This is a genomic window from Streptomyces sp. RGM 3693 (assembly GCF_050471125.1).
Lineage (GTDB): Bacteria > Actinomycetota > Actinomycetes > Streptomycetales > Streptomycetaceae > Streptomyces.
The window spans coordinates 2,055,259-2,070,312 of the sequence record NZ_JBMPPQ010000001.1 but is presented as its reverse complement, the minus strand read 5'-3'; the positions used below and the strand labels follow the sequence as shown (position 1 = coordinate 2,070,312).

General features: G+C 72.0%; 14 protein-coding genes and 2 pseudogenes. 9 read left to right on the top strand and 7 right to left on the bottom strand.

The window, feature by feature from the left end:
• The first annotated feature begins 7 nt into the window (after nucleotides 1-7).
• From ACO0M4_RS08755 to ACO0M4_RS08745, 3 genes are all read left to right on the top strand, one after another.
• Nucleotides 8-1,477, top strand: a complete 1,470-nt coding sequence (locus tag ACO0M4_RS08755) for an aldehyde dehydrogenase family protein (RefSeq protein ID WP_430369178.1) — start codon at nucleotides 8-10, stop codon at nucleotides 1,475-1,477.
• Entirely contained in the window at nucleotides 1,474-3,075 is a 1,602-nt protein-coding gene (locus tag ACO0M4_RS08750; protein ID WP_430369177.1) for an APC family permease, read from the top strand. The genes ACO0M4_RS08755 and ACO0M4_RS08750 overlap by 4 nt, the downstream gene beginning before the upstream one ends.
• 145 nt (nucleotides 3,076-3,220) lie before the next feature.
• Complete coding sequence (locus tag ACO0M4_RS08745) at nucleotides 3,221-4,822, top strand: purple acid phosphatase family protein (RefSeq protein WP_430369176.1); 1,602 nt, start codon at nucleotides 3,221-3,223, stop codon at nucleotides 4,820-4,822.
• Nucleotides 4,823-4,843: 21 nt separating this feature from the next.
• On the opposite strand, the gene ACO0M4_RS08740 is transcribed toward ACO0M4_RS08745, so the two are convergent.
• The 3 genes from ACO0M4_RS08740 to ACO0M4_RS08730 form a co-directional block, all read right to left on the bottom strand.
• A complete protein-coding gene (locus tag ACO0M4_RS08740) occupies nucleotides 4,844-5,920 on the bottom strand; it encodes a HoxN/HupN/NixA family nickel/cobalt transporter (protein ID WP_430371305.1) in 1,077 nt (358 codons plus the stop codon).
• A gap of 198 nt (nucleotides 5,921-6,118) precedes the next feature.
• The gene (locus ACO0M4_RS08735) at nucleotides 6,119-6,268 is read right to left on the bottom strand and encodes a hypothetical protein (protein ID WP_430369175.1); all 150 of its coding nucleotides are present in this window, start codon (nucleotides 6,266-6,268) and stop codon (nucleotides 6,119-6,121) included.
• A gap of 77 nt (nucleotides 6,269-6,345) precedes the next feature.
• Nucleotides 6,346-7,338 (bottom strand): hypothetical protein, encoded by a 993-nt coding sequence (locus ACO0M4_RS08730; protein WP_430369174.1) that lies wholly within the window; start codon nucleotides 7,336-7,338, stop codon nucleotides 6,346-6,348.
• A 266-nt stretch (nucleotides 7,339-7,604) separates the two neighbouring features.
• On the opposite strand from ACO0M4_RS08730, the gene ACO0M4_RS08725 reads away from it, so the two are divergent.
• The 3 genes and pseudogenes from ACO0M4_RS08725 to ACO0M4_RS08715 all read left to right on the top strand — a co-directional run.
• The gene (locus ACO0M4_RS08725; protein ID WP_430369173.1) at nucleotides 7,605-7,895 is read left to right on the top strand and encodes a heavy-metal-associated domain-containing protein; all 291 of its coding nucleotides are present in this window, start codon (nucleotides 7,605-7,607) and stop codon (nucleotides 7,893-7,895) included.
• 118 nt (nucleotides 7,896-8,013) lie between these two features.
• A complete protein-coding gene (locus tag ACO0M4_RS08720; RefSeq protein ID WP_430369172.1) occupies nucleotides 8,014-10,287 on the top strand; it encodes a heavy metal translocating P-type ATPase in 2,274 nt (757 codons plus the stop codon).
• Nucleotides 10,288-10,315: 28 nt separating this feature from the next.
• Nucleotides 10,316-10,411: pseudogene (locus tag ACO0M4_RS08715) on the top strand (hypothetical protein); the annotation flags it as partial.
• A 36-nt stretch (nucleotides 10,412-10,447) separates the two neighbouring features.
• Here the strand turns inward: ACO0M4_RS08715 and ACO0M4_RS08710 are convergent.
• Nucleotides 10,448-10,621, bottom strand: a pseudogene (locus ACO0M4_RS08710) (MFS transporter); the annotation flags it as partial.
• 278 nt (nucleotides 10,622-10,899) lie between these two features.
• On the opposite strand from ACO0M4_RS08710, the gene ACO0M4_RS08705 reads away from it, so the two are divergent.
• Both ACO0M4_RS08705 and ACO0M4_RS08700 read left to right on the top strand, forming a co-directional pair.
• Nucleotides 10,900-11,436, top strand: a complete 537-nt coding sequence (locus ACO0M4_RS08705) for a DUF6153 family protein (RefSeq protein WP_430369171.1) — start codon at nucleotides 10,900-10,902, stop codon at nucleotides 11,434-11,436.
• Between the two features lie 89 nt (nucleotides 11,437-11,525).
• Nucleotides 11,526-12,251, top strand: a complete 726-nt coding sequence (locus tag ACO0M4_RS08700; protein ID WP_430369170.1) for a DUF305 domain-containing protein — start codon at nucleotides 11,526-11,528, stop codon at nucleotides 12,249-12,251.
• 90 nt (nucleotides 12,252-12,341) lie between these two features.
• On the opposite strand, the gene ACO0M4_RS08695 is transcribed toward ACO0M4_RS08700, so the two are convergent.
• Nucleotides 12,342-13,109, bottom strand: coding sequence for an SDR family NAD(P)-dependent oxidoreductase (locus tag ACO0M4_RS08695; protein WP_430369169.1), 768 nt, complete (start codon nucleotides 13,107-13,109; stop codon nucleotides 12,342-12,344).
• A gap of 241 nt (nucleotides 13,110-13,350) precedes the next feature.
• Nucleotides 13,351-13,989 carry a TetR/AcrR family transcriptional regulator gene (locus ACO0M4_RS08690; protein WP_430369168.1) on the bottom strand — a complete coding sequence of 213 codons (639 nt, stop codon included), beginning with the start codon at nucleotides 13,987-13,989 and terminating at the stop codon, nucleotides 13,351-13,353.
• A gap of 126 nt (nucleotides 13,990-14,115) precedes the next feature.
• Between ACO0M4_RS08690 and ACO0M4_RS08685 the strand changes: the two genes are divergently transcribed.
• Complete coding sequence (locus ACO0M4_RS08685; RefSeq protein ID WP_430371304.1) at nucleotides 14,116-14,490, top strand: VOC family protein; 375 nt, start codon at nucleotides 14,116-14,118, stop codon at nucleotides 14,488-14,490.
• Between the two features lie 108 nt (nucleotides 14,491-14,598).
• Here the strand turns inward: ACO0M4_RS08685 and ACO0M4_RS08680 are convergent, their stop codons facing one another.
• Nucleotides 14,599-15,054, bottom strand: a complete 456-nt coding sequence (locus ACO0M4_RS08680) for a MarR family winged helix-turn-helix transcriptional regulator (RefSeq protein ID WP_430369167.1) — start codon at nucleotides 15,052-15,054, stop codon at nucleotides 14,599-14,601.

Sequence of the window (15,054 nt, the reverse complement as noted above, 5' to 3'; positions counted from 1 at the left end):
CGCACCCATGCCGGAGCTGTTCATCGGCGGTCAGTGGACCGCAGCGGCCGACGGGCAGGTGCGGGAGATCCGCTGCCCGGCGGACGGCACGCTGGTCGCGACGGTCGACGAGGGCGGGCCGAAGGACGTGGCGGCCGCGGTCACCGCCGCCCGATTGGCGTTCGACGACGGGCCGTGGCCCGGCACCCCGGCCGCCGAGCGCGGCCGGGTGGTGCTGCGCGTCGCCGAGTTGCTGGAGCGGGACCGCGACGCGCTGGCCCGGGCCGAGTCGTTGGACACCGGCAAGCGGTTGGTGGAGAGCGTCTACGACATGGACGACATCGCGGGCTGCTTCCGGTACTTCGGCAACCTCGGCGCGGCCGGCGGCATCGACCGGGTGGTGGACGCCGGGGCCCCGGAGGTGGACAGCACCGTGCGGCACGAGCCGGTCGGGGTGTGCGCGCTGATCACGCCGTGGAACTACCCCTTGTTGCAGACCGCCTGGAAGGTCGCCCCGGCTCTGGTCACCGGGAACACCTTCGTGCTGAAGCCGAGCGAGCTGACGCCGCACACCGCGATCCACCTGATGCGGCTGCTGGCCGAGGCCGGGGTGCCGGACGGGGCGGCCAACCTGGTCCTGGGCACCGGTCCACTGGTGGGGGCACCGCTGACCGAGGATCCGCGGGTGGACATGGTGTCGTTCACCGGCGGGCTGGTCACCGGCCGCCGGATCATGACCGCGGCGGCGCCCACGGTCAAGAAGATCGCCCTCGAACTGGGCGGTAAGAACCCCAACATCGTCTTCGCGGACGCCGACTTCGACACCGCCGTCGACTACGCCCTGACGGCGGTCTTCCTGCACTCCGGGCAGGTCTGCTCGGCGGGCGCCCGGCTGCTGGTCCAGGACGACCTGCACGACCGCTTCGTCGACGAACTGGTGGCCCGGGCCCGGCGGATCCCGCTCGGCGGCCCGTTCGACGAGCGGGCCCGCACCGGCCCACTGATCTCCGCGGCGCACCGGGCGAAGGTCGCGGCGTACGTGGCGGCCGGGCTGGACGAGGGCGCGGTGCTGCGCTGCGGCGGGGCGCCACCGGACGACCCGGAGCTGGCGGACGGCTTCTACTACCTGCCGACGGTGCTCGACGAGTGCACCCCGGACATGTCGGTGGTGCGCGACGAGTCGTTCGGGCCGGTGCTGACCGTGGAGCGGTTCCGGGACGAGGCCGAGGCGGTGTCGCTGGCCAACGACACGGTGTACGGGCTGGCCGGGGCGGTGTGGACCCAGGACAGCGAACGCGCGCACCGGGTGGCGTCCCGACTGCGGGCCGGCACAGTGTGGATCAACGACTTCCATCCGTACGTGCCACAGGCGGAGTGGGGCGGGATGAAGCAGTCCGGGATCGGCCGGGAGCTGGGGCCGGCCGGGCTGGCGGAGTACCAGGAGGCCAAGCACGTCTGGCGGAACACCGCGCCGACTCCGCAGAGGTGGTTCGAGTGACCGGTTCCGTCCCCTCCGGTCCCGGCGCCGGGGGCTCCTCCGACGACGGCGCGCACGACGCCGCACACGACCCGGCGCACGAGGACGGGGCACTGGCCGAACTCGGCTACAAGCCCGAACTCAAGCGGACCCTGGGCAACTTCCACACCTTCGCCGCCGGCATCAGCTACATCTCCATCCTCACCGGCACCTTCCAGCTGTTCTACTTTGGCGTGAGCCACGGCGGTCCGGCGTACTGGTGGTCCTGGCCGATGGTCTTCTGCGGGCAGCTGATGGTGGCGCTGTGCTTCTGCGAGCTAGCCTGCCGCTATCCGGTGGCCGGGTCGATCTACAACTGGGCGAAGCAGCTGGGCGGTCCGCACGTGGGCTGGCTCGGCGGCTGGATGATGCTCACCGCGTCCATGGTCTCGCTGGCCGCGGTGGCGCTGGCCTACCAGGTGACGCTGCCGCAGATCTCGTCGTGGTTCCAGTTCGTCGGGGACGGCACCGGGAAGACCGACGCGGCCGCCAACGCGGTCCTCCTGGGCGCCGTCCTGATCGCCTTCACCACCCTGATCAACGCCTTCGGCGTGAAGCTGATGGCGCGGATCAACTCGGCGGGCGTGGCCATCGAGCTGATCGCCGCGGTCGTGCTGATCCTGCTGCTGGCCGCGCACGTCACCCGCGGTCCGGCCACCGTGCTGACGGACACCTTCGGCAAGGGCCAGGGCGAGAGCCTGGGGTACCTGGGCGCGTTCCTGACCGCCTCGCTCGCCTCCGCGTACGTCATGTACGGCTTCGACACCGCCTCCTCGCTCGGCGAGGAGTCCAAGGACCCGGCCCGCAACGCGCCCCGGGCGATCCTGCGGGCGCTGGTCGCCTCGTTCGTCATCGGCGGGCTGATCCTGCTGTTCGCGCTGTTGGCCGTCCCCGATCTGCACGACGAGCGGCTGTCGGTGGACGGCCTGCAGTACGTCGTCCTGGCCACCCTCGGGTCGACGATCGGGCAGATCGTGCTGTGGTGCGTGGTCATCGCGATCACCGTCTGCGAACTGGCGGTGCACACCGCCGCCATCCGGCTGGCGTTCGCGATGGCCCGCGACAACAACCTCCCGGCGTCCGCGCGGCTGGCCCGGGTCAGCCCGCGGTTCCAGACGCCGGTGGTGCCCGCGGTCGTGATCGGGGTGGTCGGGATCGTGATCCTGCTGATCAACATCGACCAGCCGCAGATCTTCTCGGTGATCACCAGTATCGCGATCATCATGATCTACCTGGCGTACCTGATGGTGACGCTGCCGATGCTGGTGCAGCGGCTGCGCGGCAACTGGACGGTGCCGAAGGGCAGCTTCTCGCTGGGGAGGTTCGGTCTGCCGGTGAACGTCCTGGCGGTGCTCTGGGGCCTGGCCATGTCCGTCAACCTCGCCTGGCCGCGCGCCGCGGTCTACAACGCCACCGGCCCGCAGCACTGGTACCTGCGCTGGGGCGCCTTCCTCTTCATCGGCGTCGTGGCGCTGGGCGGCTTCGCCTACTACTGGTGCGTACAGCGGCACCGCACCGGCGTGCTGGCCTCGCACGCCGCAAAGGGCGCGGACTCCGACGACACCGCCGCCACGCCCTGACCCCCCGGGTCGGACCCAACCAGGGTGCTGTGCCGCGCAGTTGATCGTTCGCCGGCAATTAACCGGCCCGTCCCCGGACGGCACCCGCGTCGTCGTCCACCCCTGTGAGCCTCCCTGCGGTTTCCCAAGGCCCAGGAGGCACCCCGTGATACGTCAGCCCTCACGCCGCGCTCTGCTGCGCGGCGCGACCGCGGCCGGTGCGCTGACCGCGCTGCCCGGCTCCGCCCTGCTCTGGGCCCGCCCGGCGGTCGCCGGTACCCCGCCCCCGGAGCAGGTCCACCTCCAGTACGGCACCGAGCCCGCCCACCAGATGACGCTGTCCTGGGCCACCGGCGCCGCGGTGCGCCGCCCCCGACTGCGGCTGGGCACCCCGCACCAGGGCTTCGGCCGCACGGTGGCGGCCGAGACCCGGACGTACGTGGACGGGCTCAACAAGGTGGAGACCCACACCCACCACGTGCGACTGCACGGGCTGCGGCCGGAGTGCACCTACGTGTACGAGGTGCTGCACGACAGGGCGGCGCCCGTACAGGGCACCTTCCGGACCGCGCCCGGCCACGAGCGGACCGCGTTCCGCTTCACCAGCTTCGGCGACCTGGGCACCGGCAGCACCGCGTGGCAGAAGTCGGCGCTGCACGGCGCCGCCGCGGTCCGCCAGGTCGAGCAGTTCGACCCGCTGTTCCACCTGCTCAACGGGGACCTCGCGTACGCCAACAACAACCCCGAGCAGCAGCCGCAGTGCTGGGACGCCTTCATGAACAACATGGCCGTCTCGGCCCGCAACCGGCCCTGGATGCCGGCGCCCGGCAACCACGAGGTTGAACTGGGCGGCGGCGAGCTGGGCTACGCCTCGTACACCACGCGGTTCGCGCTGCCGGACAACGGGACCCGGGACCACTGCGGGAACTGGTACGGCTTCCGGGTCGGTTCGGTGCTCTTCGTCTCGCTGGACGGCAACGACCTGGCCATCGAGGACGACGCCAGCCAGGACCCGGTGACCGGCCGTTCCCTCTACATCAGCGGGTACAGCCAGGGCGCCCAGCTCCGCTGGCTGGAGCGCACCCTGCGGCAGGCCCGGGCGGACCGCGGCGTGGACTGGATCGTGGCGTCGCTGCACCAGTTCGCGATGTCCTCGTCGGCCACCAGTCACGGCGGGGACATGGGCCTGCGCGAGCAACTGCTGCCGGTGCTCGACCGGTACGGGGTCGATCTGGTGCTGTGCGGCCACGACCACGACTACGAGCGGACCCATCCGGTCCGCGGCACCGATCCGCACTCGCTGCTGCGCCCGGCCGTCGTGGACGACCGGCTGGACGACATCGACACGTCCCAGGGCACCGTCCACCTGATCCTCGGTGGCGGCGGTACCGCCTCGCACGACGACACCTACCTGCCCGACCACGACGGCGTGCCCGACGCCTTCGTCCGCACCAAGCGCCTGCCGTACAAGGCGGATCCGGACGCGACGGAGAAGGCCACCTGGTCGGCGGTGCGCGACCCGGACACCCACTACCCGTACGGGATCGCGGTGTTCGACGTGGATCCGGGCCACGGCCCCGGCGGCCGCACCACGATCACCGTCAGCTACTACCACACGCCGGCCGCGACACCGGCCGATCCGCTGCCCCGGCCGGTGCTCTTCGACCGCTTCACCCTGCACCGCAACCGGCGGGACGGCCTCCAGGGGGTCTTCCCGCACCAGGGGGCGCGGCCGGCCGCGGCGCCGGCGGCCGGCCTGTCCGGCTGAGGCGGTGGCCGGGGCGGGGGATCAGTCGGCGGCCTGCTCCCCCGCCGGGCGGACGTGGGCCGTCCACTTCTCCTCGATACGGCCGAGCTTCCATACCGCGAGGGCGACGATCCAGGTGAGGAAGAACAGCCCGACGATGGCGAAGCCGATGACGTTCAGGTCCAGTCCGCCGACCCAGTCCCAGAAGGCACCGTGCAGGCCGAGCTTGTCGGCGAGCAGACCGAGGAGTTCCACGGTCCCGATGATCAGGGCGACGGCGACCGAGAGTCCGGTGATGGTGAGGTTGTAGTAGACCTTGCGGACCGGCTTGGAGAAGGCCCAGCCGTAGGCGAAGTTCATGAACGAGCCGTCGATGGTGTCCAGCAGGCTCATACCGGCCGCGAACAGCACCGGCAGGCAGAGGATGGCGTACCAGGGCAGTCCGGAGGCGGCGCCGGAGCCGGCCAGCACCAGCAGCGCGATCTCGGTGGCGGTGTCGAAGCCGAGGCCGAAGAGCAGGCCGAGCGGGTACATCTGCCAGGGCTTGGTGATCGACTTCATGACCCGGCCGAGCAGCCGGTTCATCAGGCCGCGGTTGTTGAGCTGCTCCTCCAGCGCGGCCTCGTCGAAGTCGCCGGCCCGCATCCGCCGGAAGACCCCCCAGATCCCGACCAGGATCACGATGTTGATCGCGGCGATGACGTAGAGGAAGACGCCGGAGACGGTGGTGCCGATCAGGCCGGTCACCGCGTGCAGTTGGGAGTTGTCGTCCTTGACCGGTCCGGCGAGCGCCTTGACGCCGAGGGAGAGCAGGAACGCCAGCCCGAAGACGATGCTGGAGTGCCCCAGCGAGAACCAGAAGCCGACCGAGAGCGGCCGCTGCCCCTCGTGCATCAGCTTCCGGGTGGTGTTGTCGATGGCGGCGATGTGGTCGGCGTCGAAGGCGTGCCGCATGCCGAGGGTGTACGCGGTCACCCCGATGCCGATGCCGAAGCTCTTGGTGCCAAGGCTGTAGTGCTCCGGCGCCACGATCGCCACCAGGGTGAACCAGCCGATCACGTGTAGCGCGAGAATGAATCCGGCCATCCCGGCCATCCGCCCCCACTCGGCGCGGGTCATCGACCGCGCGATCCGCTGGCGGCGGGACGGCGGGGCCTGGCCGGCCAGGGTCGGGGAGGGGGGCGTAGGCATGGGCGGCACTGCTTTCTTTCGTTCAGCCCCGGCCTCTGCCGGGGCTCCCCCATACATTCCTGCGGGTTGGTTTTAGTTGCAACCAATATGCAGTAAAGCTCGTGGCTGATCTCGTCGCCGAAAGGGTCAAGGTCGGGGGCACGCGCAGGTGCGCGGAGGGGGTGCGGCGGGCGACCGGCCGAGATGGGTGGCCGCGGCCTGGAGCAGGGCGATGGCCACCAGGCGAACCAGGGGGTGGCCGGCGGCCTGCCGCAGCGCCGCCGTAGGGGGTGTCATCCGGGGTGCCTCCTTGAGCGTCGGGCCGGCGCCGGGCTGGGCCGGTGCCGATGTGCCGGTCTGCCGCCGACGGGCGGTCAGTGCTGATGGTCGCCGCCGACCTCCTGGTGGTCGCCGTCGGCCCCCTTGTGGTTGCCGTCGGCGGCACCGTCCGCGCCCGCGCCGTGCCCCGCACCCGCGTCGCCCGCCGCACCGGCGACCCGGACGGTGAAGGCGGCCGTGCGGACCGTGCCCTGGTGTTGGAAGTCCAGGAACAGGCGGTAGGTGCCGGCGCTCGGCGCGGTGGCGGTGAAGGAGATCTCCGGGCCGGCCGGCGTCTTCCCGTCGCCCGGTTCGCCGTTGGGGTGGACGTGCAGGTAGGCGAGGTCGCCGGAGCGCAGGGCGACCAGGTGGCCGTACGCGCCGAGGTAGGGCTGGAGGTCGGTGACCGGCTTGCCGTCCTTGGTGACCCGCAGGGTCAGGGCGCCGGGCTCACCGGGGCGGAGTGCGCCGTCGAGGGTGACGCGGTAGCCGTCGACCTCGGCCGTGGCAGCCGGGCGGGGCGCTTCCGCCGGCCGGTAGGCGCCGGCCGCCGCGAGGTCGGCGCCGAGCGTCAGCCCCTCCTTCGCGCCGTCGGGGGCGAAGTCGGCGAAGACCCGGTAGTCGCCTGCGGTGGGCAGGTCGACCGGGGTGGACCAGGTGCCGTCGGCGGCGCGCCGCGGGTGGAGGTGGCGGAACACCGTGAGGTCCCGGGAGGCCACGATGAAGTGCAGTTCCTTGCCGTGGGCGCGCCGGTAGGCGGTGACCGGGCGGCCGGTGCGGTCATCGACCACCGCGAAGCGGAGTTCGGCGGGGGTGCCGGCGGTGACGGCCGGGGTCTTGAGGTCGAGGGTGTAGCCGCCCTCGGCGATCTGGAGTCCACCCGGTGCCGCCGCGCCGGAGGTGTGGCCGTTCTGCGCGGTGTGGCCGGCGTGTTGGGCCGCGGGGGCCGCCGGCATCACGGGGCCCACCGCCTTCCCCACGCCGTAGGCGGAGCCGAATGTCGCGGCGAGTGCGGTGGCGAAGATCCCGACCTTCAGTCCGGTGTGCATGACGCAGTCCCTCCTCACGGGCCGCCGGTGGCGAGTACCGCCGGTGATGCGGCCGATCAACTCGCCCACACCATACCCCCTGGGGGTATATAGTCAACCCACCCGGAACGCTTGCCACGAATACGGGTGGGGGGTATACATGGAGCCACGCCGACCGATACCCCCCTAGGGTATCGGTCGGCGAGGGGCCACAGTCATCGGCCCGTACGCCCCGCCCGTGTCCGCAGGGGCCGGAACCACCGGCCCGCCCACTCAGGAGGAAGCCCATGTCGTCCTGCTGCACCCCCGATGGCAGCTGCCAGACCACCGACACCGCACCGGCGACGACGACCGCGGTCGGCGACGGCCACACCGTCACCTACAAGGTCGACGGGATCGGCAGCGCGCACTGCCAGGGCGTCGTCACCAAGGCCGTCGGCGCGCTCGACGACGTCGTCGCCGTCGAGGTGGAGATCGGCACCGGCCTGGTCACCGTCACCACCGGCGGTGCGCCCGACGACGCGCTGATCGCCAGCACCGTCGACGAGGCCGGCTACGACTTCACCGGCCGGGCCTGACCCCCGTGCCGGCGGGGCGGACGGCCGTCCCCGGCCGCCCCGCCGGCGCCCCACCCGCCCGGAACCCCCAACTCCCCACCTCCGTACATCCCCTTTCCGTGAGCTGCGAGGAGCAGACATGACCACCACCAGCCCCGGCGCCGCCGAGGTCGAGCTCGCCATCGGCGGCATGACCTGCGCCTCCTGCGCCGCCCGGATCGAGAAGAAGCTCAACCGCATGGACGGTGTCGAGGCCACCGTCAACTACGCCACCGAGAAGGCGAAGGTCACCTTCCAGGACGCCGTCTCGGTCCAGGACCTGATCGCCACGGTGGAGGCCACCGGCTACACCGCACAGGAGCCCGCGCCGGCCTCCCCCGCCGGCGACAGCGGCGCGGCGGGCGGCGAGGGCGGCGGTGCGGAGGAGGACCCGCTGCGGCCGCTGCGCCAGCGGCTGATCGCCGCGGTGGCACTGGCCGTTCCGGTGATCGTCCTGGCCATGGTGCCGGCGCTGCAGTTCGAGTACTGGCAGTGGCTGTCGCTGACGCTGACCGCCCCGGTCGTCACCTACGCCGCCTGGCCGTTCCACCGCGCCGCGTGGACCAACGCCCGGCACGGTGCGGCCACCATGGACACCCTGATCTCGGTCGGCACCTCCGCCGCGTTCCTGTGGTCGCTGTGGGCGCTGTTCTTCGGCACCGCCGGCACCCCCGGCATGACCCACCCGTTCGAGCTGACCATCGCCCGCACCGACGGCGCGGGGAACATCTATCTGGAGGCGGCGGCCGGCGTCACCGCCTTCATTCTCGCCGGGCGGTACTTCGAGGCCCGCTCCAAGCGCAAGGCGGGCGCGGCCCTCAAGGCGCTGATGGAGCTGGGCGCGAAGGACGTCACCGTGCTGCGCGGCGGCCGCGAGGAGACCATCGCGATCGGGCAGTTGAGCGTCGGCGACCGGTTCCTGGTACGGCCGGGCGAGAAGATCGCCACCGACGGCACGGTGGTGGACGGCGCCTCCGCCGTGGACGCCTCGATGCTGACCGGTGAATCGGTGCCGGTGGAGGTCTCGGCCGGCGACGGCGTCACCGGTGCCACGCTCAATGTCGGTGGCCGGCTGGTCGTCGAGGCCACCCGGGTTGGCGCGGACACCCAACTGGCCCGGATGGCCAAGCTGGTGGAGGACGCCCAGAACGGCAAGGCGGCCGCCCAGCGGCTCGCCGACAAGATCTCCGCGGTCTTCGTCCCGGTCGTCATCGCCCTGGCCCTGGCCACCCTCGGTTTCTGGATCGGCAGCGGCGCCGGACTCACCGCCGCCTTCACCGCCGCGGTCGCCGTGCTGATCATCGCCTGCCCGTGCGCGCTGGGGCTCGCCACGCCGACCGCGCTGATGGTCGGCACCGGCCGCGGCGCCCAACTCGGCATCCTCATCAAGGGCCCGGAGGTCCTGGAGAGCACCCGCAAGGTCGACACCATCGTCCTGGACAAGACCGGCACCGTCACCACCGGGCGGATGACCCTGCTGGCCACGCACACCGCGGCGGGCACCGACAAGTCCGAAGTGCTGCGGCTGGCGGGCGCGTTGGAGCACTCCTCGGAACACCCGATCGCCCAGGCCGTGGCGGCCGGCGCGAGCGCCGAGGTGGGCACCCTGCCGGTGCCGGAGGACTTCGCCAACATCGCCGGACTGGGCGTCCAGGGCATCGTCGACGGGCACGCCGTGCTGGTCGGCCGGGAGAAGCTGCTCGCCGAGTGGGCGATCCTGCTCCCGGACGAACTGGCGCAGGCCAAGGCGGCGGCCGAGGCAGCCGGGCGGACCGCGATCGCGGTGGCCTGGGACGGCGCGGCCCGGGCGGTCCTGGAGGTGGCCGACGCCGTCAAGGAGAGCAGCCCGGAGGCGATCCGGCGGCTGCGCGCGCTCGGGCTGACGCCGGTGCTGCTGACCGGTGACAACAAGGCGGTGGCGCACTCGGTCGCGGCCGAGGTCGGCATCGACCCCGACCAGGTGATCGCCGAGGTGCTGCCGCAGGACAAGGTCGAGGTGGTCAGGCGCCTCCAGAAGGAGGGCAGGTCGGTGGCGATGGTCGGCGACGGCGTCAACGATGCGGCGGCGCTGGCGCAGGCGGACCTCGGGCTGGCGATGGGCACCGGGACCGATGCGGCCATCGAGGCCGGCGACCTCACGCTCGTCCGCGGCGACCTGCGTGCCGCGGCCGACGCCATCCGGCTCTCCCGCCGCACCCTGGGCACCATCAAGTCCAACCTCTTCTGGGCCTTCGCCTACAACGTCGCGGCCCTGCCGCTGGCCGCCACCGGCCTGCTCAACCCGATGATCGCGGGGGCGGCGATGGCCTTCTCCTCGGTCTTCGTGGTCGGCAACAGCCTGCGGCTGCGCGGGTTCCAGGCAGCGGACAAGTGATTCCCGGGCAAGTGATGCGGAGGCCACGATGGCCGGCTACCAGGAACACAGGGACGGCGTCCTGCGGCGGCTGCGGCTGCGGCTGCGGCTGATCGAGGGCCAGGTGCGGGGCGTGCAGCGGATGATCGAGGACGACACCTACTGCGTCGACGTCCTCACCCAGATCTCCGAAGGCGATGACGTAGGAGTTGAAGACCCACTGCAACCCGCCCTGCGAGAAGCCCAGATCCTGCTGCATCTCGGGGAGTGCGACCCCGATGATCGAGGTGTCCATGAATTGGGCGGCAGCGAGCACGGCAAGCGCCCACCAGCGCCTCGGATTGACGGTTGACATTCCTCTACCCCTTCCCTTGGATACCCTCAGGGGGTACCTGCGCGGTGTAATGCAACACACCCCTAGGGGGTATTGGAGGGAAGGGAGTCCGCGAAGCCCGCCCGCAAGGAGGGCGAGCACCGCCGGGCGAACACCGGAAGACGAACACCGATGGACGGACACCGCAGCCACCCCCTCAACAGCGGGACGGGGAGACAGCGGGGCAGCGAGACGGGAACGCAGAGAGACAGGAACGCACGAAGACAGGGAGGAAGGGAGGCAGGGAGAAGGGGGGCACGATGCGCACCGATCGCCCGCTGCCCTACCCTCTGGTCCGGGAGGTCGAGGACATGCGAACGAGCTGGCGGATGCGGGCGGCCGGTGCCTGGGGGCACCTGCTGCTGGTCGCCGTGCTCGCCCTGGGCGTCTTCGCGATGCACACACTCGGCCACCCCACCGGCCACTCGGACGCCCCGGGTACGCCGATGGGGACCGCCGCCCACGGGGCCGCCACCAGCGCGCACCCCGCCCCGGACCGCGGCACGGCCATGACGGCCATGATGACCGCGCCGACCGGGCCGACCGCGGCCCCCGACCACGCCTCTGCACACCACGGCGGCAAGCCGTCCTCCCACCCGCCCGGCACGGGAATGGACATGACGTCGCTGTGCCTGGCCGTCCTCGGGAGCTGGGCCCTGGCCGGTCTCCTGTACGGGGCGCTGCGCCGCCGGGCCGACTGGCTGGTCCCGTTGCGCGCCGGCACCCTGGCCCTGCTGCGCCCCAACCCCCCGCCGCGGCCCCCCGACCTCGCCCACCTGTCGATCCTGCGGATCTAGGCCGAACGCCACCGCGGGCGCCCCGCGCTGCCCGCACACCCCCGCGTTCGCCCGAGACATCCACCGAACCGACCGCATGAGGTATCGATATGACCGCGCATCAGCGCATCGCCCAGCCTGCCCGCCGGACCGCCCACTGGACCTCCCGCCCGGGGGCCCGCCGCCTCGCCCTCACCGGCCTCGCCGCCGCGGCGGCCCTGTCCCTCGCCGCCTGCGGCGGGACCACCGGAGGGGACCACAAGGGCGCCGCCGACCACGGCGGCAAGCCGTCGGCCACGGCCGGCACCACCGGGAGCAACCCCGCACCGGGCCCGGTGGGCGACACGGACGTGATGTTCGCCCAGATGATGATCCCGCACCACCAGCAGGCCCTGGAGATGGCCCGGCTCGCCGACGGCCGCGCCGCCGACCCGGAGATCAAGAAGCTGGTCGCGGCGATCAAGCAGGCCCAGGACCCCGAGATCCAGCGGATGCGGTCCTGGCTCAAGGCGTGGGGCAAGCCCGAGTCCGCCGACACCATGCCTGGCATGGACCACGGCTCCGGCTCCATGGACCACGGCTCCACGGGCCACGGGTCCGGCATGTCCGGGATGATGTCCGACAAGGACATGAAGGAGCTCAAGGCCGCCAAGGGCCGGGACTTCGACCGGAAGTTCGCGTCGATGATGATCGACCACCACAAGGGCGCGATGGACATGGCCAAGGACGAGCAGCAGCACGGCAAGAACGCCTCGGCCAAGAAGCTCGCCGACGACGTCGTCCGCACCCAGGCCGCCGAGGTCGCCGAGATGAACAAGCTCCTCGACCGGCTCTGATCCCCCGCCCCGACCGACCGCCGCGGCCCGTCACCACCGGGCCGCGGCGGCCGCCACGCCACGCTCGGCGGCGCGGCGGCCGCCCGGCGCTCAGGCCAGGTATCCGCCGTCGATGTCCAGGACGGTACCGGTGACGAACGACGCCGCCGGGCTCGCGAGGAAGACCACGCCCGCCGCGATCTCCTCCGGGCGACCGAACCGGCCCATGGGGTTGGCCGCGCGCTGCAGGTCCGCGAAGGCGCCCTCCGGCGGGTTCATGTCGGTGGCCACGCTGCCGGGCTGGACCACGTTGACGGTGATGCCCCGGGGTGCCAGGTCCCGGGCCGCGCCCTTGCTGTAGCCGACGATCGCGGCCTTGGTCGCCGCGTAGTCGGCGACGCCGGAGAACCCCGCGCGGGCGGCCAGGGTCGACCCGACGGTGATGATCCGCCCGCCCTCCCCCAGGACGCCGGCCGCGGCCCGGATGGCCGTGGCGACGCCCGCCACGTTGACCGCCAACTGCCGGTCGAACGCCGCGAGATCCCCCGCGACGTCATCCACCGCGCCGTTCACGGACACCCCCGCGTTGTTCACCAGGACGTCCAGCCGCCCGAAGTCGGCCGCCACGGCCGCCACCAGGTCCGCGACCTGCTGCCGGTCGGCCTGGTCGGCGCGGTAGGCGGCGGCCCGGACACCGGCCCGCTCCAGCTCGGCCACCACACCCTCGGCCCGACTGCCGGACGCCGCGTAACTGATCGCCACCGCGGCCCCCTCGGCGGCCAGCGCACGGGCGACCGCCGCCCCGATCCCCCGCGAACCGCCGGTCACCAACGCGACCTTGCCCGCCAACGCCCCGCCCACCGTTACCTCCGCGACCATGTCGACTCCTCACTCCCCGTACACGCGCAATCCATGTTTTGTACCGATCGATACCAAACACTATCACGGTAATGGATCGATCAGTACATAACTGAGGCGGCCGGAACCCGCGACGCGACATCCGGACCCATTCGGATCCATTCAGACCCATCCGAACCCCGCCCCACTCAATGGATCACGACCCGGGACCCCGCCGATCCCGACCCCCGACCCCCACCCCGGCCCCGATCCCGGACCGGCCCTAGCGGACCGCGTACCGCCCCAGGGCCGGTTCGAGTTGATCGAAGACCCGCCCGGCCTCGACGTCGAGGGTCTTGGCGATCCGGGCGTCGCGATGGCCGGCCAGGGTGAGTTCCTGGATGCGGACGAACAACAGGCGTTGCGCTGCGGCGAGTTGGGCGGCGGCGGCGCGGGGCACGATGTCGTCCGCCGATGCGCCGGTGGCCACGGCGAGCGCCTCGGCCAGGGCCCGTTCCCGCTGGTCGTGGAGTTCGCGCAGCCGGGCGGTGAGGGTCGGACTGTCGGCGATCATCCGGGCGAAGACCGGCCCGGCGAACCCCGCGACGGGGTCGCGCTCCCGCAGGGCGGCAACGAAGGCGCGGCGCAGCGCGGCGAGCGCGGACTCCCCCGGCTCCCGGGCGTCGACGGCGCGAGCGAGGCTCGCGACGAATTCCCCGTGATGGTCGAGCGCCAGATCCTCCTTGCGCGCGAAGTAGTTGGTGACGGTCTTCTTCGCGACGCGGGCAGCGGCGGCGATCTCGGCGATCGTCGTCGCCTCGAAGCCCTGCTGCTGGAAGAGACGGGTGGCGTGATCGGAGATCAGCTGCCTGGTCTCCTGCTTCTTGGTCTCACGGAGACCCAAGGGGGGCTCGACATCCATGCGGCAACTTTACCCCCGACATAAAAAACTTCTTGACCCCTTCATGCTCTCGATCTAACTTTACCCCCGTACTACTTTCGCCCGGATCGCTTTCATCGGCACTTTCGCCCCACCCGAGGAGTCCCCATCAACATCACCGCCTCCACCGTCTCGCTGACCGTCGACGACGTGGCCGCCTCCCGCGACTTCCTGACCGCGCACTTCGGCTACGCCCAGGCCGCGGCCGCGGACGGCTTCGCCAAACTGACCCGGGACGACGCGGCCGTCGACATTGTGCTGTTGCAGCGCGGCATCGAGGTGCTGCCCACCGAGCAGCGCGACCAACGAGCCGGGGGCCTGATCCTCGCCTTCACGGTCACCGGCCTCGCGGACCACGAGGAGCGCCTGCGCCGGGCGGGCGCACCGATCACCATGGCGCTGCGCGAAGAGCCCTGGGGCGAGCGACTGTTCCAGGTCACCGACCCCAACGGCGTGGTGCTGCAACTCGTCGAGTGGGCCTGAGGGCAAATCCGCGGGCAAATCCGCGGGCGAAGAGGGCAGGGGTAGAGGAACGGCGGCGCGCTCGGCGCCCGCCCGGTGGGCAGCGCCTCCCGCGTCACCATCGGCGCGTCACTCCCGCGCCAGCGACTCCCCCTTCGGAGGGTGCGCCATGGCTCGCGCCAACAGGCTTTGCAGCGTGCCCTGTTCCGCCTGGGTCAGGCCGGCGAGGGGGGATTCCGCGTTGAGGAGCGCGAGCAGGCGTTCACGGAGTTCGGTGCCCTGCGGGGTGAGGACCAGTTGCTTGGCGCGGCGGTCGGTGGGGTGCGGTCGGCGCTCGATCAGTAGCTGCTTTTCGAGTTTGTCGACGACGAAGGTGGCGTTGGAGGGCTCGCAGGTCATCCGTTCGGCGAGTTCCCGCATCGTCATCGGCCCGCTGAGTTCGCGCAGCGCGGTGGCCTGGGGCGCGGTGAGGCCCAGCGTGGCCGCGCGGCGGCGGACGTGGTCGGCGATCTGCTGGGCCAACCCGTTCACCAGGCCGCACAGCTGGCGCTCCGCGAGGGCCCGCGCTTCCGGGTTCGTCGTCAT

Bases quoted from the DNA above. Each gene is read 5' to 3' on its own strand.
- ACO0M4_RS08755 (WP_430369178.1), top strand. From the start codon at position 8: ATGCCGGAGCTGTTCATCGGCGGTCAGTGGACCGCAGCGGCCGACGGG.
- ACO0M4_RS08735 (WP_430369175.1), bottom strand. From the start codon at position 6,268: ATGACACCCCCTACGGCGGCGCTGCGGCAGGCCGCCGGCCACCCCCTG.
- ACO0M4_RS08690 (WP_430369168.1), bottom strand. From the start codon at position 13,989: ATGGATGTCGAGCCCCCCTTGGGTCTCCGTGAGACCAAGAAGCAGGAG.
- ACO0M4_RS08700 (WP_430369170.1), top strand. From the start codon at position 11,526: ATGACCGCGCATCAGCGCATCGCCCAGCCTGCCCGCCGGACCGCCCAC.
- ACO0M4_RS08680 (WP_430369167.1), bottom strand. From the start codon at position 15,054: ATGACGACGAACCCGGAAGCGCGGGCCCTCGCGGAGCGCCAGCTGTGC.
- ACO0M4_RS08695 (WP_430369169.1), bottom strand. From the start codon at position 13,109: ATGGTCGCGGAGGTAACGGTGGGCGGGGCGTTGGCGGGCAAGGTCGCG.
- ACO0M4_RS08740 (WP_430371305.1), bottom strand. From the start codon at position 5,920: ATGACCCGCGCCGAGTGGGGGCGGATGGCCGGGATGGCCGGATTCATT.
- ACO0M4_RS08705 (WP_430369171.1), top strand. From the start codon at position 10,900: ATGCGCACCGATCGCCCGCTGCCCTACCCTCTGGTCCGGGAGGTCGAG.
- ACO0M4_RS08725 (WP_430369173.1), top strand. From the start codon at position 7,605: ATGTCGTCCTGCTGCACCCCCGATGGCAGCTGCCAGACCACCGACACC.
- ACO0M4_RS08720 (WP_430369172.1), top strand. From the start codon at position 8,014: ATGACCACCACCAGCCCCGGCGCCGCCGAGGTCGAGCTCGCCATCGGC.
- ACO0M4_RS08730 (WP_430369174.1), bottom strand. From the start codon at position 7,338: ATGCACACCGGACTGAAGGTCGGGATCTTCGCCACCGCACTCGCCGCG.